The organism is Mesorhizobium sp. RIZ17 (assembly GCF_051127865.1).
GTDB lineage: Bacteria > Pseudomonadota > Alphaproteobacteria > Rhizobiales > Rhizobiaceae > Mesorhizobium > Mesorhizobium humile.
On the sequence record NZ_CP147861.1, the window covers coordinates 980,001 to 1,000,460 of the forward strand.

General features: G+C 64.7%; 16 protein-coding genes (1 of these 16 cut by a window edge). 5 read left to right on the forward strand and 11 right to left on the reverse strand.

The features are described from left to right. The 7 genes from WDX12_RS04815 to WDX12_RS04845 all read right to left on the reverse strand — a co-directional run. Positions 1 to 1,604, reverse strand: partial view of a hydantoinase B/oxoprolinase family protein gene (locus WDX12_RS04815; protein ID WP_434724121.1) — the 5' portion only. Its footprint begins 193 nt before the window's first position; the window shows 1,604 of its 1,797 coding nt (coding positions 1-1,604); the start codon lies at positions 1,602 to 1,604; its stop codon lies beyond the left edge, outside the window. A 27-nt stretch (positions 1,605 to 1,631) separates the two neighbouring features. Further along, positions 1,632 to 3,692, reverse strand: coding sequence for a hydantoinase/oxoprolinase family protein (locus WDX12_RS04820; protein WP_434724122.1), 2,061 nt, complete (start codon positions 3,690 to 3,692; stop codon positions 1,632 to 1,634). A 25-nt stretch (positions 3,693 to 3,717) separates the two neighbouring features. Continuing rightward, on the reverse strand, positions 3,718 to 4,707 hold the full coding sequence (locus WDX12_RS04825) for an ABC transporter permease (protein ID WP_434724123.1): 990 nt from the start codon (positions 4,705 to 4,707) through the stop codon (positions 3,718 to 3,720). Next, positions 4,704 to 5,729 carry an ABC transporter permease gene (locus WDX12_RS04830; protein WP_434724124.1) on the reverse strand — a complete coding sequence of 342 codons (1,026 nt, stop codon included), beginning with the start codon at positions 5,727 to 5,729 and terminating at the stop codon, positions 4,704 to 4,706. The genes WDX12_RS04825 and WDX12_RS04830 overlap by 4 nt, the downstream gene beginning before the upstream one ends. Then, the gene (locus WDX12_RS04835; protein WP_320298824.1) at positions 5,726 to 7,213 is read right to left on the reverse strand and encodes a sugar ABC transporter ATP-binding protein; all 1,488 of its coding nucleotides are present in this window, start codon (positions 7,211 to 7,213) and stop codon (positions 5,726 to 5,728) included. The genes WDX12_RS04830 and WDX12_RS04835 overlap by 4 nt, the downstream gene beginning before the upstream one ends. A gap of 162 nt (positions 7,214 to 7,375) precedes the next feature. Continuing rightward, positions 7,376 to 8,434, reverse strand: coding sequence for a TMAO reductase system periplasmic protein TorT (gene torT / locus WDX12_RS04840; RefSeq protein WP_434724125.1), 1,059 nt, complete (start codon positions 8,432 to 8,434; stop codon positions 7,376 to 7,378). A gap of 258 nt (positions 8,435 to 8,692) precedes the next feature. Beyond that, positions 8,693 to 10,069: an aspartate aminotransferase family protein gene (locus WDX12_RS04845; protein ID WP_320298826.1), complete on the reverse strand. Its 1,377-nt coding sequence runs from the start codon at positions 10,067 to 10,069 to the stop codon at positions 8,693 to 8,695. A 163-nt stretch (positions 10,070 to 10,232) separates the two neighbouring features. Between WDX12_RS04845 and WDX12_RS04850 the strand changes: the two genes are divergently transcribed. From WDX12_RS04850 to WDX12_RS04860, 3 genes are all read left to right on the forward strand, one after another. After that, positions 10,233 to 10,922: a GntR family transcriptional regulator gene (locus WDX12_RS04850; RefSeq protein ID WP_434724126.1), complete on the forward strand. Its 690-nt coding sequence runs from the start codon at positions 10,233 to 10,235 to the stop codon at positions 10,920 to 10,922. Positions 10,923 to 10,924: 2 nt separating this feature from the next. Continuing rightward, positions 10,925 to 12,046 carry an NAD(P)/FAD-dependent oxidoreductase gene (locus WDX12_RS04855; RefSeq protein ID WP_320298828.1) on the forward strand — a complete coding sequence of 374 codons (1,122 nt, stop codon included), beginning with the start codon at positions 10,925 to 10,927 and terminating at the stop codon, positions 12,044 to 12,046. Between the two features lie 182 nt (positions 12,047 to 12,228). Beyond that, positions 12,229 to 14,415, forward strand: a complete 2,187-nt coding sequence (locus WDX12_RS04860; protein WP_434724127.1) for an alpha-ketoacid dehydrogenase subunit alpha/beta — start codon at positions 12,229 to 12,231, stop codon at positions 14,413 to 14,415. Between the two features lie 3 nt (positions 14,416 to 14,418). Here WDX12_RS04860 and WDX12_RS04865 read toward each other — a convergent pair whose 3' ends face one another. Next, positions 14,419 to 15,186, reverse strand: a complete 768-nt coding sequence (locus tag WDX12_RS04865; RefSeq protein WP_434724128.1) for an SDR family NAD(P)-dependent oxidoreductase — start codon at positions 15,184 to 15,186, stop codon at positions 14,419 to 14,421. Next, positions 15,183 to 16,103, reverse strand: coding sequence for an aminotransferase class IV (locus tag WDX12_RS04870; RefSeq protein WP_434724129.1), 921 nt, complete (start codon positions 16,101 to 16,103; stop codon positions 15,183 to 15,185). The genes WDX12_RS04865 and WDX12_RS04870 overlap by 4 nt, the downstream gene beginning before the upstream one ends. 132 nt (positions 16,104 to 16,235) lie before the next feature. Between WDX12_RS04870 and WDX12_RS04875 the strand changes: the two genes are divergently transcribed. Both WDX12_RS04875 and WDX12_RS04880 read left to right on the forward strand, forming a co-directional pair. Next, positions 16,236 to 16,790 carry a VOC family protein gene (locus WDX12_RS04875; RefSeq protein ID WP_434724130.1) on the forward strand — a complete coding sequence of 185 codons (555 nt, stop codon included), beginning with the start codon at positions 16,236 to 16,238 and terminating at the stop codon, positions 16,788 to 16,790. A gap of 81 nt (positions 16,791 to 16,871) precedes the next feature. Continuing rightward, positions 16,872 to 17,552 carry a GntR family transcriptional regulator gene (locus tag WDX12_RS04880; RefSeq protein ID WP_052467741.1) on the forward strand — a complete coding sequence of 227 codons (681 nt, stop codon included), beginning with the start codon at positions 16,872 to 16,874 and terminating at the stop codon, positions 17,550 to 17,552. Positions 17,553 to 17,567: 15 nt separating this feature from the next. Here the strand turns inward: WDX12_RS04880 and WDX12_RS04885 are convergent, their stop codons facing one another. Together WDX12_RS04885 and WDX12_RS04890 are read right to left on the reverse strand one after the other, a co-directional pair. Then, a complete protein-coding gene (locus tag WDX12_RS04885; RefSeq protein WP_434724131.1) occupies positions 17,568 to 19,001 on the reverse strand; it encodes an NAD-dependent succinate-semialdehyde dehydrogenase in 1,434 nt (477 codons plus the stop codon). A gap of 42 nt (positions 19,002 to 19,043) precedes the next feature. Continuing rightward, positions 19,044 to 20,411, reverse strand: coding sequence for an aminotransferase (locus WDX12_RS04890; RefSeq protein ID WP_434724132.1), 1,368 nt, complete (start codon positions 20,409 to 20,411; stop codon positions 19,044 to 19,046). Positions 20,412 to 20,460 lie beyond the last annotated feature (49 nt).

The following is a 20,460-nucleotide window of genomic DNA, read 5'->3' on the forward strand; positions in this document are numbered from 1 at the left end:
AATTCGATCCTGGCGCCGTCCTCGATCGTCTCCTCGCTGAAGGCCGGCAGCACGATCTTTTCGCCGGCGCGGAGCTTGATCGTCTCGCTCTCCTTGCCGTCGCCCCCGCCCAGCACGCCGCGCGGCGGGAAGCTGGTGCCGTCCGCCGCGTAGACAATCGTCATGTCGTGGTCGAGCGGATAGAAGACGCCGCCGGTCGCCGGCGCGCCCTCGAACTCGCCGAAGCCCTGCGATCCGGGCAGCACGCCACGACGCTCGATGACGATCGGATACATCGACTCGTCGACCTCGACCGAGTCGAGTTGGATGAGGCCGGCATTGGCCGGACCGCAATAGGTCAGCCAGCCGTCGAAGCCGTGGCGGGCGCCGCCGCCGGCATAACCGACGAAGACCTGGTTGACATAGGACTTGCCGTGCTTGAACGGGTCCGCGCCGGAGATGACGCCGACGCCGGCCGGCAGGTGCGAGCCGCTCTCGGCCTGACCGTAAGGCGCGCCCATGCGCGAGAAGACACAATTGCCGGCGATCATCAGCCGGTCGTTGACATTGGTGGTGGCGACCGAGGTGCCGACCGGATATTTCGGCTTGCCGACGACGCTTCCCTCGCGCAACAGCACCTTGATCTGCGACTTCGCGCCCTCATTGTGGGGAATGCTTTCGTCGAGATTGTTGAAAACGCCGATGCGGCAGGAGCCGGTCGCGGTGTTCTCAGACAGGTTAAGGCCGCCCGGCACATTGTCGATGTTGTCGCGCACGTCGACGACGATCTCGCCCTTCTCCGGATAGACATTGATCGTCACCTTGACCGGGATGCCTTCGTCGGCGACGCCCGGCACCGGGTCATGGCGAGTCTCGTAGCTGTAGCTGCCGGCCGGCAGCTTGGCGATCGCCGCCTTGGCGCAGCGCGCGCCGTAGTCAAACCAATCCTCGACGAAACCGAGAATGGTGTCGCGGCCGTAGCGCGCGAACAACTCGCTGATGCGGCGCTCGCCGGTGCGGCAGGCGCCGATCTGCGCGCGCACGTCGCCCAGCCACATGTCCGGCACGCGGTTGCGCATCGTGCCGATGCGCAGGATGTCCTTCTTCTCCTCGTAATTCTGCGCGACGCGCACGCAAGGGAAATGCATGCCTTCCTCAAAGATGTTCTTGGCGAAGGGCAGATAGGTCGACGGCACTGGCGCGCCGGTGTCGGCGTGGTGCGACAGCGCCACGACCCAGAACAGCGGCTCGCCCTCGAAGAACACCGGCATCGCCATGATCAGGTCGGCATGGTGCGTGCCGCCGGTGTAGGGGCAGTTGTTGAGGAAGATGTCTCCCTGCGTGATGTCGTCGAACAGGTCGGTCAGCGGCCGCGTCGCCATGTCCATAGACATGACGTGGATCGGCAGGGCGTCCTCGACCGAGACCAGCCGGTGATCGTAGGTCAGGATGGCGCAGGAGAAGTCGCGCGCGTTCTTGATCACCGCCGAGCGGCTGGCGCGCATGACGACCAGGGTCATCTCACGCACGATCACCTCGAAGCGGCTTTTCAGCACTGACATCAGGAAGGGGTCGACACGGCGTTCAGTGACGACGTCGAGTTCGAGCCTGTTGATGGAGTCCATGGGTCGTTCTCTCACGTGATTGTGGAACTAGGCGATGTTGACGACGAGATTGCCGTAACGGTCGATCTGCCCTTGATGCTGGTCCTTGAGATAAGCCGTGAAGGTCTCGGCTTCGACAAGGCAGGGGCCGGCAAGCTGCGCGCCGGCACGTAGCTGCGCAAGTTCGTAGACGGGCACCGTTTCGACACGGCCGCTCTCCTGCTGGTAGATGCCGCGCCTGGCCTTCAGGTCGATGGCGCCGACCTGATCGGGCAGCGTGTTCTTCTGCCAGATGTCTTGGCCGGAGCGCTTGCCGATGGCGCGCAGCTTCCACGCCGTGAACTCGACGACGTCGTTGTCGGCGCGGATCGAATAGATGCGCTCATGCATCTTGTGGAAGGCCTCGACCAGACCCGGCAGATCGCTCTCGGACACCATCCCGTCCTTGGCCTCGAACGGCACCTCAATCTCGAAGGACTGGTATTCGTAACGACCGAGGAAGGAGAATTCGAACTGGCGGTTTTCCGCCGCGACGCCGGCTTCGGCGAGAAAATTGTTGCCGGCCTGTTTCAGGCGCTTCAGCGCATCGTTGACGCCGGCAACGTTGAAGTCGGCATCGGAGGTGAGCAGCACCGCGCTCTCTTCCGAGCGGATATCGGAGATCAGGCCGCCGAAAGCGCTGAGGCCGGCCATGAAGCGCGGCACCATGTAGCGCTTCAAGCCGAGGATATCGGCCATCTCGGCGATGTGGATGGCGGTGGCGCCGCCGCCGCAGACGAAGAAGGAGTCGCGCGGATTGATGCCTTCGCGCACGGTGATCTCCTCGATCGCCGCCACCATGTTGTGGTTGCTGGTGGTGTAGATCGCGTAGGCGGCTTCCTCGCGCGTCACACCGAGCCGCGCGGCAATCTTGTCGACCGCGGCCTCCGCCAACTCGCGCTTCAGCTGCATCTTGCCGCCGAGGAAGTAATCCGGATCGACAATGCCAAGCACGACATTGGCATCGGTCACAGTCGGCTCGGTGCCGCCCTGGCCGTAGCAGGCCGGGCCCGGCCGCGCGCCGGCGCTGCGCGGACCGACCTGCAGCAACCCGCCTTCGTCGACGAAGGCGATCGAGCCGCCGCCGGCGCCGACCGAGCGCACGTCGACCTTGGGAATGCCGAGCGAATCGTCATGGATCATACTGTCCGGCGTGACGATGATCTGGTGGTCGCGCAGCGCCGACACGTCGAAGGTGGTGCCGCCCATGTCGCCGACGATGATGTCGGGCTCGTCGGAGAGCGCCAGCGCCGCCATCGGCGCCAGCGTCGGGCCGGACATGACGCTGTAGATCGGCTTCCGGATCATCTCAGCCAAAGGCATCATGCCGCCGACGCAATTGGCCAGCAGCAGTTCGCCTTCGAAACCTTCCTCGTCGAGCGCCGTCTTCAGCTTCTCGATATAGGTGCGCACGATCGGATTGATCGAGGCATCGATCGCGGCCGCGATGATGCGTTTGTATTCACGCGGCATCGGGTTGATCTCGTGGCTGAGCGTCACCGGGATGCCGGGCAGCTCCTTCTCCAGGATCTCGCGCACGGCAAGCTCATGCGCCGGATTGACTACCGACCATAAGAGGCCGACGGCGATCGCCTCGACGCCCAGGCCGCGGAACTCGGCGGCGGCCTTGCGCACGTCATCCAGCGAAAGCGGCGCAAGCTCGCGGCCGCGCGCGTCGATACGGCCGGCGACGGTCTTGGTGAGATGCCGCGGCACATAGGGATCGGGATAGTTCAGCCGCCACTGGAAGGCGCCTTTGCGCGGACCTTCGCGCAGCACCAGTATGTCCTGGTGACCGGCGGTCAGGATGAGGCCGACCTTGACCGTCTTGCGCTCGACCAGCGCGTTGGTGGACACGGTCGAACCGTGCACGATGAGGTCGATCTCTCTCATGAAGTCGGCGCCGCTCAGGCCATACCCCTCGGCCGCGACATGCAGCACGTTGATGAAGCCTTTTTCGAATTCGCCCGGCGTCGTCGGCGACTTGAAGATGGCGATCTCGCCCTTGCTGTTCGAGACAAGGCAGTCGGTGAAGGTGCCGCCGATATCGATGCAAACTTGATAGGCCATACGAGCTTCCCGAAGGGTTGGAGTATCAGCGCCTGGCTTCGTCGCGATTGACGATCAGGCTGACGATGATGATGACGCCCAGGCAGATCTGCTGCAGATAACCGTCGATCTGGACGAGGTTCATGCCGTTGGAGAGCACGGTGACGAACAGCGCACCGAGCACGGCGGCACCCACGCCGCCCTCGCCGCCGGAAAGGCGCACGCCGCCGACCACGGCGGCCGCGATGGCTTCCAGTGTGAGATTGCCGCCGAGATTGGGCTCGCCGGAGCCGGTGCGCGCGGTGAGCAAAAGGGCGCCGAGCGCTGCCAGCAGCGCGCAAAGCACGTAGGCCAGCACCAGCACCGGCACGGTGCGGATGCCTGCCGCCACCGCCGCCCTGGGATTGGCGCCGATGATATAGAGGCTTCGACCGAAGCGCGTCGCCTTGAGCACGAGGAACAACAGCACGAACGCCAGCGCGGCGATCCAGATCGGCATCGGAATCGAGAGCGGCGATCCCTGCGCGAACTCGGCGGTGAGGCCCTTCGGCAAGCCGGTGACTGGGAAGCCACCGCTGATCGTCGAGGCGAAGGCCAGCACCATATTGGCCATGCCGAGCGTCGTCACCAGCGGGTTGATGCCGATGCCGGCTATCAGCACGCCGTTGGCGAGGCCGATCGCGCCGGCGATTAGCACCGCGGCGCCGACGCCATAGAGGATCGAGGCATCGCCGCCGCCCATCGCCACCATCGCCATCGAGGCGGCGACGCTGACCAGCGAGACGGTGTAGCCGAGAGAAAGGTCGAAGCCGCGGGTCAGAAGCACCATGGTCTGCGCCATGGCGAAGATCGCGAGATAGCTCGCCTGCAGCGCGATGTTGCGGAAATTGCCGAGGGACAGAACACGCGGCTCGACCAGGCCGAACAGGATGAGGACAACGACAATGGCGATCGGCAAACGCGCGGCGCGCAATAACTCTTTCAGCGAAAGGCCGGAGCTCTGAGCCATCGGTTGTGTCTTGGCCTCCATGCTCATGACTGCCGCTTCCTCAGCAGAAGCCGTTCGATGGCTAAGGCTATGATCAAAACCGCGCCGAGCACCAGCGTCTGGTACTTGCTGTCGACCTGCACCAGGTTCATCGCGTTGGCGATGACCGACAGGAACAGCGCCGCAAGCGCCACCAGTTCCGCGCGGCCGACGCCGCCGCGCAGCGAGACGCCGCCGATGACGGCAGCGGCAATGGTTTCGAGCGCCAGGGTTCCGCCGATCGTCGACTGGCCGGAGCCGAGCCGCGACGTCATCAGGAAGCCGGTGAGCGCGGCGAGCAGGCCGGCAAGCATATAGGCCACCATCAGCGTGCGGCCGGTGGAGACTCCCGACAGGCGCGCCGAGCGCTGATCGCTGCCGACCGCATAGATGTGGCGGCCGAGCGCCGTGAAGCGCTGCATGACGATGCAGGCGGCAAGCACCGCCAATCCCACCCAGAGCACGATCGGCAGGCTGAGGAACTGGCCGCGTCCGACATTGGCAATGAAGGAGTCGGCCACGCCATAGATCGGGATGCCTTGCGTGAAATAGAGCGCGATGCCCATCAGCACCGACATCATCGCCAGCGTCACCATGAAGGGCGAGAGCGAGAAGGTCGCCACAAGCCCGGCATTGACCAGCCCGACAAGCGCGCCGGCGCCGAGCGCGATGACCAGCGAGGCAAGGATGACGACCAGCTCCATGCCCGGGAAATAGCCGCTGCCGACAAGCATCACGGCAGCCGCCACCACCGAGGTCGCCGCCACCACGGCGCCGACGGAGAGGTCGAAGCCGCCGGCCGTCATCACCAGCATCTGCGCCAGCGACGGGATGAGCAGCAGCGCGAAATTGCGCATGACATTGAGCAGGTTGAGCCGGTTGAGGAAGCGTGGCTCGATCAGCGCGGTCGCGACCACCGCCACGACCAGGAACGTGATGACGATGCCGCCTTGCATGAGGAAGCGGTCGAGCCGGCTCGCGCGATGCGATGGCGCGTTGGCAACGGTCATGGTCGCCGTTTCCGAGCTCATGCGCGACCTCCGAAATAATGCGACAGGACCTGGGCTTCGCTGAGCTCATCCTGTGCAAGCTCGGCGACCACCTTGCCTTCATGCATGACATAGACCCGCGAGGCGAGATTGATCAGCTCCGGCAATTCGGATGTCGAGACCACGACCGAGGCGCCGGCCTCGACCAGCGACTTGATGAGATTGTAGACATCGGCCTTGGCGCCGACATCGATGCCGACGGTCGGTTCGTCGAACAGGTAGACGTCGAACGGCTTCATCAGCCCGCGCGCCAGCATCAGCTTCTGCTGGTTGCCGCCGGAGAAGGCGGACGCCTTGCGCTCAGGCGCCATGGGCCTCAGCGCCAGATTGGCGAGCGGCGTCTTGATCGTCTCGTTCTCGCGCCAGAATTTCAGCACCGGCCCGGACGACAGTTCCGGCAGGTCGAGCGAGCTCATGGTTGCGTTCTCGCGCGCCGAGCGTGCCAGCGCCAGGCCCTCCGAGCCGCGATCTGCCGGGAAATAGCAGACATTGGCGGCAAGCATCGACGTCGGCGTCGGCCGCTCGACCGCCTTGTCGCCCAGCATGATCGCGCCGGCCTCGACGGTCTCCAGGCCGAAGACGGCGCGGCAGAGTTCGCTGCGCCCGCAGCCGACGAGACCGGCCAAGCCGACCACCTCGCCCGCGCGGGCGATAAAGGAAGCGCCGATGACGGAGTGCTTTTCCGTCGTGAGATCCCGCACTTCGAGCCTGACTGCGCCGGGCTTGTGCTCGATCTTCGGAAAAAGCTGGTCGACGGGACGGCCGACCATCATCTCGATCAGCCCCTCGTCCGAAATCTCGGCGGTGACGACCGTGCCGATCTTCTTGCCGCCGCGCAGCACGGTGACGCGGTCGGAGAGATTGCGGATCTCGCTCATACGATGCGAGACATAGATGATGCCGACGCCGCGCGCCTTGAGCAGCACCACGGCGTTGAACAGTTTCTCCGCCTCGCCGTCGGTGAGCGACGCGGTCGGCTCGTCGAGGATGAGCACCTTCGGCCGCATGCGCAGCGCCTTAGCGATCTCGACCATCTGCTTTTGCGCGCGCGATAGGAATGCGACCTTCTCGTCGAGCGGCAAATGGAAGCCGAGGCTGTCCAGCAACTCGGCCGCTGCCTGGCGCATCTGTTTGCGTTTCAGGAACAGCCCGGATGACTGTTCCCGGCCGAGGAAGATGTTTTCGACCACGGTTAGGTCCGGAACCAGGCTGAATTCCTGGAAGACCGCGGCAATGCCGATCTCTTGCGCCACCTGCGGCGTCAGGCTGGTGATGGTGCGGCCATTGATGCGGTAGACGCCTTCGGCCCAGGGAAACGTGCCGGCAATGAGATTGATGAGCGTCGACTTGCCGGCGCCATTCTCGCCAAGCAACGCATGGACCTCGCCCTCGTTGAGGGAGAAGTCGACATTGTCGAGCGCGGCTACGCCTCGGAATCTCTTGGTGAACCCTGTAACTTGCAGCATCTCGTCCAAAGGCCCCAAAGCCGGCAAGAGCAATTCGAGTAAACTGCGCGGCGGTTTTGCCAGGAATTGCATCAAGTCGCCTGACCGCCTTCTGCAAGGCGGTCAGGCCGGGAGGATCGCGATCCAATCGCGAAGCTGAAGGCCGCGCCGGCGGCCACGTTACTATTCGACCGAGAACACGGGGCGCCAGTTGTCCGGCGCGAAGATCTGGGTCGTGTCGATCTTGTCGACATTGTCCTTGGTAACGATGCCGGGGGCAACCAGCAGGACCTTCTCGTGATCCTTCTTTTCCAGGGCGCGGACCGCGAGGTCGACGCCGATGCGCCCCATGATGACGGGATATTCGGTGGCGAAGCCCAGCACCGAGCCGTCCTTGACGGCCTTCAGCATAGTCTGGTTCTCATAGGAGGACATGATCGTCACGTTGCTCAGGCTGGCGTCGGCGACGGCACCGATCGCGGCTTCCGCCGTCGGCGCGCCGCCCCAGATGACGTTGACGTCCGGATGGGTCTGCAGCGCATCCTCGACCAGCTTGAGCTGCGCCGGCACGCTGGCCTCGCCGAACATTTCGCCGACCAGCTTGATGTTGCCGCTCTTGGTGCTGTCACGGAAGCCGTTCATGTAGGTCTCGGCCCAGCCGCTGCCCTGCGGACCCGGGAATGCAACCGCGGTGCCCTGCTTGTCGCCGAGAAATTTCTTCACATACTCGCCGGTCTGAAAACCCTTCTGGTAGAAATCGGGCGTGATGCGGGCGGTTATCGGCGTCTCCAGGATCGGATTGGCGACGGCGATGTTGACGATGCCCTTGCCCATGCCTTCGTTGATCTTGGCGGCCATGCCGGCTTCCGAGATCGCCGAGATCAGGATGGCGTCGGCGCCCGCGGCGACGCAGTCGTCATATTGCGAGATCTGCTTCGGCAGCGCGGTGTATCCACCCGCCTGCAGCACCGTCACCTTGACGCCCAGGCGCTTGGCCTCCTCGACGATGCCGTAGTCCACCGACACCCAATAGCTGTCCTGCAGATGTGGGAAGAGCACGCAGAGCTTCCAGGGCTTCTCCGCCTTGTCGAGCGGCTTGTATTCGATTTCTCCGACCTTCTTGAGGTCGCCATCCTTCGCCGAGGCGATCTTGAACGGCCACCAGTCGGCGGCATGCGCCATTCCGGCCGACAGCACCGTCGCCGACAGCGCCAAAGCCAGCGTCTTCTTCAATCCACTCATATCAGTCTCCCATTTGAACAGCTGCCCTTGGAGGGCCTGGAGTTTCTACTCGATCGACCGGTTAATCCCGGTCAGTTTTGTATCCAATCTGCCACTTCTTCGTCGGCATTTCAAACTTCAAAATGCGGAATTTCGTACAAATGTATCCATTCAGCTCTTTTGGATCGCGCAACTCACAACTTACATCTTATATCTTATGTGTCAATGCGCGCGATAGGCCGCGCGCCCGACAGGGCGTTTCGACTGCTCTAGGCTGGCTCAGCCCTGCGCCCGAACCTGCGGCAACGCGGCGTCGAGCGAACGCTCGAACGCATCGACCAAAGCGTCGACCTGCGCCTCGGTGATGATCAACGGCGGACAGAAGGCGATGGCGTCGCCCATATTGCGCGAGATGACGCCGTTCTGCTGCAGGAAGCCGTTGACCAGCGCGCCGAGCGCCGCCGGCTTGCCCCAGGGCGCCTGGCTTGCCTTGTCGGCGACGAGCTCAACGGCCGCGATGAGGCCGACGCCGCGCACCTCGCCGACCAGCGGATGCGAGGCGAGCTTGCGCAGCCTTGCCTGCAGATGCGCGCCGACCTTGCGCGCGTTGCCGACGAGGTCGCGCTCCTCGATCAGCTTGATGTTCTCCAGCGCGACGGCCGCGGCGACCGGATGACCGCCACCGGTGAAGCCGTGGCCGAAGGTGCCGATGCGGTCGCTCTCGTCGGCGATCGGCTCGAACACCTTGTCATTGATGACGAGCGCCGAGATCGGCAGGTAGGAGGACGAAATCTGCTTCGACAGCACCAAGATGTCGGGCTTGATGCCGAAGGTCTGCGAGCCGAACATCTCGCCGGTGCGGCCGAAACCGCAGATCACCTCGTCGGCCACCAGCAGGATGTCGTATTTCGACAGCACCGCCTGGATCTTTTCCCAATAGCCGGCAGGCGGAACGACGACGCCACCGGCGCCCATGATCGGCTCGCCGATAAAGGCGGCGATCGTTTCAGGCCCCTCGGCAAGGATGAGCTTTTCCAGATCGTCGGCGAGCCGCGCGGAGAACTGTTCCTCGCTTTCGCCGGGCTCCGCGTCGCGCCAGTGATGCGGCGTCGACGTGTGCAGGATATTGGCGATCGGCAGGTCGAAGGAGAGATGGTTGTTGGGCAGGCCGGTCAGGCTCGCCGAGGCGATGGTGACGCCATGATAGCCGCGCTTGCGGCTGATGATCTTCTTGCGCGCCGGCTGGCCGAGCGCGTTCGACCGATACCAGATCATCTTGATCGCGGTGTCGTTGGCCTCGGAACCGGAATTGGTGAAATAGGCCTTGCTCATCGGCACCGGCGCCATCTGAACCAGTTGCTCAGCCAGGTCGATCAACGGCGAATGCGCCTTCGAGCCGAAGTCGTGATAGAAGGGCAGCTTCGACATCTGCCTCGTCGCAGCATCCACCAGTCGCTTTTCCGAGAAGCCGACGGCGACGCTCCACAACCCCGCCATCGCCTCGATATAGCGATTGCCGGCGATGTCCTCGACATAGATGCCATCGCCCTTTTCGATCACCAGCGGCCCCGTCTCCTGGTGCTTGCGGGCGTTGGTGTAGCCGTGCAGGTGGTAGCGGATGTCGCGGGCTTCTGGGGAATTCGGTCTGGCGTCCATGACGGCTCCTGTCTGCAGGCATCCAAGCGGGAATTGCCCTGCCTCCCCTCGTCCAAGGGGTCGCAGTTCCCTCTTGCATTATGCTGTTTGATGCATCATGTTTCTTATAAGATATACTGTCAAGCTCTTTTGGGCCGGCGGCCAAAAACGGGACGGGAACGGCATGGCGAGCTTCAGCTTCGAAACGCTCGAGCGCGAAAACCTCGGCGAGACCGTCTATGCGCGCGTCGCCGAGGCGCTGATCAAGGGGCGTTTCGCGCCGGATGCCAGGCTGACCATCCGCGACCTCGCCCAGTCGCTCGGAACCAGCGTCACGCCGGTGCGCGACGCGATCCTTCGCCTGATCCAGGACGAGGCGCTGGTGCAGAAATCGGCGCGCGAGGTGCGCGTTCCCATCATCACGCTGGAACGCTATCGCGAGATCCGCCAGATCAGGCTGAAGCTCGAAGGTCTCGCCGCGCGCGAGGCCGCGCTCAAGGCGACGGCCAGGGATATCGAGCGGCTGCGCGATCTGATCGCCCGCAACGAGCGCGCGATCGCCGACAGGAACTGGACCGAAGGGCTGGAGCTCAACCAGACATTCCACTTCGCGCTTGCCGACATTGGCGACATGGTGGTGCTGCGCGGCATCCTTAACCGGCTCTGGCTGCAGATGGGTCCGCTGATCGCGGAATCCTATCATGAAGGCGGCCGCGCCATGATCGACAATCACCACGCGGTGCTCGCCGCGGTCGAAAAGAAGGATGCCGATGCCGCCGAACGTGCGATCATCGCCGATATCACCGAGGGTGGAAACGTGATTCTCGAACGGCTGCTCGGCAGGCGCGCCGCCGACACGGCCAAGGCAGGCTGAGAATGGAACAGATCGACTGCATCGTCGCCGGCGCCGGCGTGGTTGGTCTGGCGATTGCGCGCAAGATGGCCGCGCGCGGCCTGGACACGCTGATCCTCGAGGCGGCGGCTGCCATCGGCACCGCGACGAGCTCGCGCAATTCGGAAGTGATCCATGCCGGCATCTACTATCCGCAAGGATCGCTGAAGGCCCGGCTCTGCGTCGCCGGCCGCGACATGCTCTACCGCTACTGCGCGGAACGCGCGATCCCGCACCGCCGCTCCGGCAAGCTGATCGTCGCGACCGACGAGGCCCAGGAACCCGTGCTTGCCGCGATCCGAGCCGGCGCCGCGGCCTGCGGCGTCGACGATCTGCGCTTCGTTTCCGCCGCTGAAGCGCAGACCCTGGAGCCGGCGCTTCATTGCACCAAGGCGCTGCTCTCGCCCTCCACCGGTATCATCGACAGCCACGCCCTCATGCTCGCCCTGCACGGCGACGCCGAGGAAAGCGGCGCGATGCTGTCGCTCAACACACGCATCGTTTCGGGCCGCATCGATGCCGGTCGTATCGTGCTCCAGACGAGCGACACGGCAAGCGGTGAAGGTTTCGAGATCGCCACACCGCGCCTCATCAACGCGGCCGGCCTTGGCGCCGTGGCGCTGGCGGGCTCGCTCGAAGGCTTCGGTCGGCAGTTCTTGCCGACGCTTCGCTACGCCAAGGGCAATTACTTCTCGGTGGCGGGCCGAGCGCCCTTCTCGCGGCTGATCTACCCCGTGCCCGAACCGGGCGGGCTTGGCGTTCACCTGACGCTTGATCTCGGCGGCACGGCCCGGTTCGGGCCGGACGTCGAATGGACCGACACGCTCGACTACCGCGTCGATCCGGCGCGCGGCAAACGCTTCTACGATGCGATCCGCAAATACTGGCCGGATCTGGCCGACGACAGCCTGCAGCCGGCCTATAGCGGCATTCGGCCGAAACTCTCCGGTCCGGGCGAAGAAAACAGCGACTTCGTCATCCAGGATGCGACGACCCATGGAAGCGCCGGCCTGGTCAATCTGTTCGGTATCGAAAGTCCCGGCCTGACCTCCAGCCTGGCCATTGCCGAACATGTGACGCGCATTCTCGTGCCCGAGGCGGACTGACAAGGCTGACGCGCGGTATCGAGGGCCGATCGCATCGCGCGCCTCGGCCAGAGACTGGCATATCCACTCAATGTATCCAATGATAATGAATATAGGCAATTTTTGCCTTTTAAAAAGCACGATACGCCTCTATCGTATCCAATAAGCTTCTCAAACCAGCCACCAGCGCGCCAGGAAGTACGATGCCCGACTACGCGACATTGGCCCCGTCTGCCCCCTGGCGCGAGCTCCACACGACACGCGCCGACTGGGATGACGCCGATCCGGCCGTGCTGGAATCGATGCTGGTTTCGGCCCATCTCATCCGTGCCTTCGAGGAGAAAGTCCTGGAACTTGCCGGCCAGGGACTGGTGCATGGTCCCGCCCATTCCGCGGTCGGCCAGGAAGGCGGCGCCGTCGGCTCCGCCGCGTTGATGCGCGCAACCGATCAGATCAATGGATCCCATCGCGCGCATCATCAGTTCCTCGCCAAGTCGATCCGCTATGTCGCGCCGACGGGATTGGCGCCCGCCGACGATTTCTCGCCGGCCATTCGCGGCCTGGCGCAAAGATCGCTGGCCGAGATCCTCGGTCTCGCGCAGGGTTTCTGTCGCGGTCGCGGCGGCTCGATGCACTTGCGCTGGGCCGAGGCCGGCAATCTCGGCACCAACGCGATCGTCGGTGGCGGCGTGCCGCTGGCCGCGGGCGCGGCCTGGGCGCACAAGCGTGCCGGCAAGGGCGACGTGGCCTTTGCCTATTTCGGCGACGGCGCCGTCAACATCGGCTCGGTGCTGGAGACGATGAACATCGCCGCCGCCTGGAAGCTGCCGCTCTGCTTCTTCATCGAGAACAACCGCTACGCCGTCTCGACCCATGTCGAGGAAGCGACCGCCGAGCCGCGCCTGTCGGCACGCGGATTGGCCTTCGCCATTCCCGCCTGGAAAGTCGACGGCATGGATCCCCTCGCCGTCTATCTTGCGACGAAGGAAGCCATGGAGTTGATGCGCAATGGCGGCGGGCCAGCCATCATCGAGGCCGATGTCTACCGCTACTTCCATCAGAACGGCCCCCTGCCCGGCAGCGCCTTCGGCTATCGCGACAAGGCCGAGGAGGCGGCATGGCGCGCGCGCGACCCGCTCGACCGGCTGGCGAGCGAAATGGAACAGCGTCAGATCATCGGCAGCTCAGGCGTTGCCGCTCTGCGCGAACGCGCGCTTGCGCTGATGGCCGAGGTCGCCGCCGACCTCGTCGAGCAGGTGGAAGGCAAGAACCGCATCAAGCCGGCGCTCTGGCCGGACGAAGGTTTTCGCGACCACGGCATACGCAGCGATCTCTCCGAGCTATCCGGCCAGCGCACGGAGGAACTTGAAACCTTCGGCGGCGCGATCGCCGGCGACGCCAAATTTATCGATGTGGTGGCCAACGTCATGCAGCGCCGCATGACGACGGACGACCGCATCGTCATCATGGGCGAGGATGTGCACCGGCTGAAGGGCGGCACCAACGGCGCGACGCGCGGCCTTGCCGCCGCCTTCCCCGACCGGGTGCTCGGCACGCCGATCAGCGAGGCCGCCTTCACCGGGCTCGGCGGCGGCATTGCCATGGACGGCCGCTATATTCCGGTCGTCGAGTTCATGTATCCGGACTTCATGTGGGTGGCGGCCGACCAGGTCTTCAACCAGATCGGCAAGGCGCGCCACATGTTCGGCGGCGATATCGACGTGCCGCTGGTGCTGCGCACCAAGGTCGCCATGGGCACCGGTTACGGTTCGCAGCACTCCATGGACCCGGCCGGCATCTTCGCCACCTCGCCCGGCTGGCGCATCGTCGCCCCCTCGTCCCCCTTCGACTATGTCGGGCTGATGAACAGCGCGCTGCGATGCAAGGATCCGGTGCTCGTCATCGAGCATGTCGATCTCTACAATTCCACCGGCCCGGCGCCGATCGACGACCTCGACTACTTCATCCCGCTCGGCAAGGCCAAGGTCGTGCGCCAGGGCACGGCGATGACCCTCCTGACCTACCTCGCCATGGTGCGCCCGGTGCTCGAGGCGGTCGAACGTCTCGGCGTCGACGCCGAGGTCATCGACCTGCGCTCGCTCGATCGCGCCGGGCTCGACTGGCAGACTATCGAAGCCTCGATCCGCAAGACCGGCAATGTGCTGGTGGTCGAGCAAGGCGCGCGCGGCACGTCCTATGGCGGCCTGCTCGCCGCCGAGATCCAGAACCGCTGCTTCGACTGGCTCGACCAGCCGGTCCAGCGCGTGCATGGCGGCGAGGCTTCGCCAAGCATTTCCAAGGTACTGGAGGCCGCCGCTTGTGCACGCCCCGCCGATATCGAGCGCGGCTTGCGCCAGGTCATGGCCGATCAGGGGCGGCCGCTGGGCTGAAAGTCAGGCCTTCGGATCGTCGCGCGGCGTCATGAAGCCGGCGGTCTCGCCGCCGTCGACGCTGAGCACCGCGCCGTTGACGAAGCCCGCGGCGGGAGAGAGCAGCCAGCCGACCGCCTCCGCGACATCTTCCGGTGTGCCGAGGCGCGCCGCAGGGATGCGCTTTTCCAGCCGCTCGCGGCGGCCGGGAATGGCAAGCGTCTTCGCCATCATCTGCGTGGCGATCTGACCCGGGCAGACGGCGTTGAAACGCACCTCCGAGCCATATTCGAGCGCCAGCGCTTGCGTCAGGCCGATCAGCGCCGCCTTGGAGGCGGTGTAGATCGCAAGCCCCTCCTCGCCGACAAGGCCGGCCACCGACGAGATCGTCACCACGGCGCCGCGCGCGGCCCGCAGACCCGAAAGCGCATGACGCGTGAACAGATAGGCCGAGGTGGTGTTGGCCGTCATCGTCCTGTTCCAATCGTCGAGCGTCGTCTGGTCGAAGGCGGCGCGCCCGCCGGCGCCGGCATTGTTGACCAGGCCGGCGATACGCCCCTTGCCAAGCTCCAGCGCGATCTCGGCCGCGCGCTTGCAGTCGGCCTCGCTGGTCGCGTCGCCGGCGGCGAAGATGGCGCCGGGGACCGCGGCGATCACATCATCGGCGGCGGCCCGATCGCGCCCGGTGAAGACGACCCGCGCGCCATCCGCCGCCAGCCGTTCGACGCAGGCGGCGCCGATGCCGCGCGTGCCGCCAGTCACCAGGAAAACGCGTTGTGTTTGCGCGCTCATGCGGCCGTCTCATAATTGACCGGCGTGCAGAGCGGACCTTCCCTGTGCGCGGCCCAGTAGAGATCGTGGATGCGATTGGTGATCGGGCCGGGCTTGCCGTTGCCGTAGATGCGGCCATCGAGCACCGTCACCGGCATGATACCGCCGGCAGAGCTCGAGATGAAGATCTCGTCGGCCTCGCCCAATTCCTCGATCGGCAGCGGCCGCACCTCGCAGGTCACGCCTGCTTCGCCGGCCAGCTCGATCACCGTGCGGCGCGTCATGCCCTCGAAGACGCCGCGCTCCGGCGTGGTGATGACGTTGTGCTTCACCGAAAAGATATTGAAGCCCGCGCCTTCGGTGACATTGCCCTTGCCGTCGTTGAGCACGGCGACGATGGCGTCGTTGTCGTAGGCCTCGAAGATGCCCATCGTCAGGTCGAGCCAGTGGAAATTCTTGATGCGCGGATCGAGCGATTCTGGCTGGATGCGCTGCACCGAGCTCACCACCATCTTCAGCCCGTCGCGGCGTTGCTCGTCATTGGCGATCCAGACGAAAGGCTGCGCGAAAGCGTAGAGCCGGTTCTGGCAGAGCCTGGGATCGCGGGTGCCGGCCGGCGGCACGCCGCGCGTGCAGGTCATCTGCACATAGGCATCGCGCAGCCCGCTCCGGCGCACGCATTCGACCAGGATGTCGGCTATCTCGGCCTTCGACAGCGGCAGGCTCATACGCAGGCCGCGCATCGAGGCCAGGAAGCGCTCGATATGGTCGTCGAGCCTGAAGAAGCGGCCCTTCCAGACATGGGTGACGTCATAGGTCGCATCGGACCGCACGAAGCCTCGGTCGGTAATCGGAATGGCAGCCTCCGCGAGCGGCATATAGCTGCCATTGACATAGGCTATGCCCAACGCCGGATCGTAAGCGGTCCTGTCTGTCATGAAATCCTCCACAGATGCCAAATCTATTATTGGATACAATCCGGCGAATTTATTCAGCCAGATCCGCTAATTTTCTTGCCAATTGCCACATGTTGGATACGGTCATGTCGGATTTTAGATGCCGGACAAGCAATGCTTCATGAAACCAGCCATGCCCGCAACGGCCTTCCGGGCCTGCGCGGCACTGATCATATCGGCTTCACCGTTCCCGATCTGGACGAAGCCGTCCGTTTCTTCGTCGAGGTCATCGGCTGCGAGCCCTTCTATGAGCTCGGACCTTTCCGGTCCGACGGAGACTGGATGGAAACCCATCTCAACGTCCATCCGAGAACCGTGATGAAGCGGCTCAAATTCCTGCGCTGCCGGCACGGCTCCAATTTCGAGATCTTCGAATATTCCGCTCCCGAACAGGACGGCGTCCAACCCAGGAACAGCGATGTCGGCGGGCATCATCTCGCCTTCTATGTCGACGATATCGGCGAGGCCGTCGCCTATCTCAAGGCGCGGGGCGTGCGCGTGCTGGGCGAGCCGACGGTGCGCACCGAGGGGCTGAGCGCCGGTCAGAGCTGGGTCTATTTCCTGAGTCCTTGGGGGATGCAGCTTGAGCTGGTCTCGTTCCCGGCCGGTAAGGCCTATGAGCGGGAGACAAAGCGCCGCCTCTGGCATCCGGCCAACCCTCATTTGTGAGCGGCTGGTTCGTGCCGATTCCCACCCGCTCGCCGATGCACTAACATCCTGGGGATCAACACCATGCGGGGAACTGAGATCATGGCCGGCAGACGCGCAAGCGGCGGAACCGAGGGCAACGGCGCCGCCCTGGCCAGCGGCCGCGTCACGGATGCGCTGCGCGACGCCATCCTGTCGGGGCGGCTGCGGCCGGGCAGCCGCGTCCGCCAGGAGGAGCTCGCCGAAGAATACGGCATCAGCCGCATTCCGGTGCGCGAGGCGCTGCGGCAGTTGGAAAGCGAGGGGCTGGTCATCCTCGTGCCCAACAGCGGCGCCTGGATTTCCAAGCTCGATCGCGCCGAATGCATCGAGATCTACAAGATCCGCGAGCGCCTGGAGCCGCTGGCGCTTTCCGAAAGCAGCGCCAACCTTTCGCCCGAAACGCTTGCGCGCCTGGAAGACCTCGTCTCGCGCATCGAAGCCGCCGGCAGCATCGACGAGTTCCTGCAACTCGACCGCGAGTTCCATCTCCTGAGTTATGAAGGGGCGCGCATGCCTCAGCTCGCCCAGATGATCCACAAATTCTGGAATACCACCCAGCAATACCGCCGCGCTTTCGCCGCTTCGGTCGGCAAGGCCGGCATGGCGGCGGTGCATCACGAGCATCGGCTGATCCTCGAGGCGCTGAAGCGGCGCGACGGCGAACAGGCCGGCCTCATCCTCTACGGCCATATCCGCCGCACCCGCCTGCAGCTCGAACAGCACACGGAGATGTTCGCCTAACCCAGTCGGAAGACACTAGAATCCCGCCTGGCTGATGAACTTGGTGACGAGATAGGCTTCCAGCGCTTCCGAGCCGCCTTCGGAACCGTAGCCGCTGTCCTTCACGCCGCCGAACGGCACCTCCGGCAGCGCCAGGCCGAGATGGTTCATCGTCAGCATGCCGGTCTCGATCTCGGCGCCAAGCTCGGTCGCCGTCTTCAGCGAGCGGGTGAAGGCATAAGCCGCGAGCCCGTAAGGCAGGCGGTTTGCCTCGGCCACCGCCTCGTCGAACGTCGCGAACGGCATGACCAGCGCCACCGGCCCGAACGGCTCCTCGTTCATGATGCGCATGCCGGGGCTGAGATCACTGAGCACGGTCGGCTCGAAGAAGGCGCCCTTGTTGCCGATGCGCTTGCCGCCGGTCGCGACGCTGGCGCCCTCGGCCACCGCTTCGGAAATCATCGCCTCGACGGCCTGCAGCCGCCGTTCATTGACCAACGGCCCCATGCGGGTGCCCTCAGTCAGCCCGTCGCCGACCTTGAGAGCGCGCGCATGGCCGACGAGCTTGTCGACGAACGGCGCGTAGGATGTCTCCTGGACCAGGAAACGCGTCGGCGAGACGCAGACCTGACCGCCATTGCGGAACTTGGCCGCCGCCAGCAGGCTCGCCGCGTTGTCGAGATCGGCGTCGTCGAAGACGATCGCCGGCGCATGCCCGCCGAGCTCCATGGTCACGCGCTTCATATGCTGGCCAGCGAGCGCCGCGAGTTGCTTGCCGACCGGAACGGAGCCGGTGAAGGATACTTTTCGGATCACCGGATGCGGGATCAGGTAGCTCGAAATCTCCGGCGGGTTGCCGAAGACGAGATTGAGCACGCCGTCGGGAAGGCCTGCATCCTTGAACGCGTCTGCAAGACAGGCGGGCGAGGCAGGCGTATCTTCCGGCGGCTTGACGATGATGGAGCATCCGGTGGCGAGCGCGGCGCCGATCTTGCGGATCGTCTGCGACACCGGGAAGTTCCACGGCGTGAACGCCGCGACCGGCCCGACCGGCTCGCGCATGACCAGCTGATGGACGTTGCCGGCCCTCGCAGGCACGATGCGCCCATAAGTGCGGCGCCCCTCCTCCGCGAACCAGTCGAGGATATCGGCAGAGGCCAGCACCTCGATCGTCGCCTCGCTCAGCGGCTTGCCCTGTTCGAGGCTGAGCAGGCCGGCGATCCTGCCGGCGCGCTCGCGCATAAGCCGCGCGGCCTCACGGATCACCTTGCCGCGTTCGAAGGCCGAGACCTTGCGCCAGATCCTGAAGCCGCGTTCGGCTGCCGCAAGCGCCCGGTCGAGATCGGCGGCGCCTGCCATGGCAACCGAGCCGATGACTTCATCGGTGGCGGGATTGCGAACCTCGACAGTCTTGCCGCCGTTCGCCGGTCCCCACTTGCCGTCGATGAAAAGCCCGACTTCGGGATACATGCTTTTGTCCAGTCTGATGGTGATTGTCATGGCAGCCAAGCCTCAGAGCGAGAGGCTCTCCCTTGTGTCTTCGATGGCGAGGAAAAGCGCGCGGACCAGTTCGTCGATCTGGTCTGGCTCGATGATGTAAGGCGGGCAGAGCGCCAGCACGTCGCCCATGTTGCGCAGGATGATGCCGCGTTGCCTGCAGGCGCGTTCGACTTGAGCGCCAACCCTGGCCTCGGCCGGAAAGCCCTGTTTCGTGCGCCGGTCGGCGACCAGCTCGAGGCCGGCCAGCAGGCCGACGCCGCGGACCTCGCCTACCATCGGATGATCGGCAAGCGCGTTGCGAAGCGCTGCCAACATCTGCGCGCCCAGCGTCCGAGCGCGGCCGACGACATCGATCTCGTGATAGATGCGTAATGCCTCAGCGGCGACCGCCGAGGCGACGGGATGGCCCGAATAGGTGAAGCCGTGGCCGAAGACGCCGTTCCGGTGTCCCTCGTCGGCGATCGACTGATAGAGCGCATCCGACACGACCACCGCCGCGATCGGCATGTAGCCCGACGACAGGCCCTTGGCGACCGAGAACATGTCGGGCTTGAAATCGAAGGTTTGGCTGCCGAACCAGTTGCCGGTACGGCCGAAGCCGCAAACCACTTCGTCCGCCAGAAGCAGGATGTCATGCTTGTCGAGCAGCTTGCGCAGCTTGGGGAAGTAACCTTGCGGCGGCACGATGACGCCGCCCGCCCCCATCACCGGCTCGGCGATCATGGCGGCGATCGTGTCTGGCCCGGCTACCAGGATCATCCTCTCCAGCTCGGCGATCAGCCGGTCGGCGAACGCCTCCTCGCTCTCGCCCTCCCGCCCTTCGCTGTAGAAATGCGGCTTGCCGGCATAGAGGATGTCGTCGATGTTCATGCCGAACGAACGGTGCATATGCGGCAGGCCGCTCAGCACCGCGCCCATCACCGTGCTGCCATGAAAGGCGCCGTTGCGGCTGATGATGCGCCGCTTCCCGGGCTTGCCGCGCGCCGCCTGATAATACCAGGCGAGCTTGATCATGGAGTCGTTGGCTTCGGAACCTGAATTGGCCAGGAATATCCTGCAGTCCGGAATCGGCGAGACCGCCGCGAGTTGCTCGATCAGGTCGATACAGGGCTCGTTCGAACGGTGATTGAACGTATGATAGTTGGCGAGCTTGGCGAATTGGGCAGCCGCAGCGGCGGCCAATCTCTGATCGTTGAAACCGAGCGACGCCGTCCACAGGCCGGCCATGCCTTCGATATAACGGTTTCCGGCATCGTCGCGGACATAGACTCCGTCGCCGCCGGAGATGATCAGCGGCCCATCCTGCTCGTGCCGCCGCGGATCCGTCTGCGAATGCAGATGCAGCCTCATGTCGATTGCCCGAGCCGAATTATGCAGCATTTCCTGTTCCCTAAGGCGGACGATTGTTCTTGCGGCCCAATCAAATATC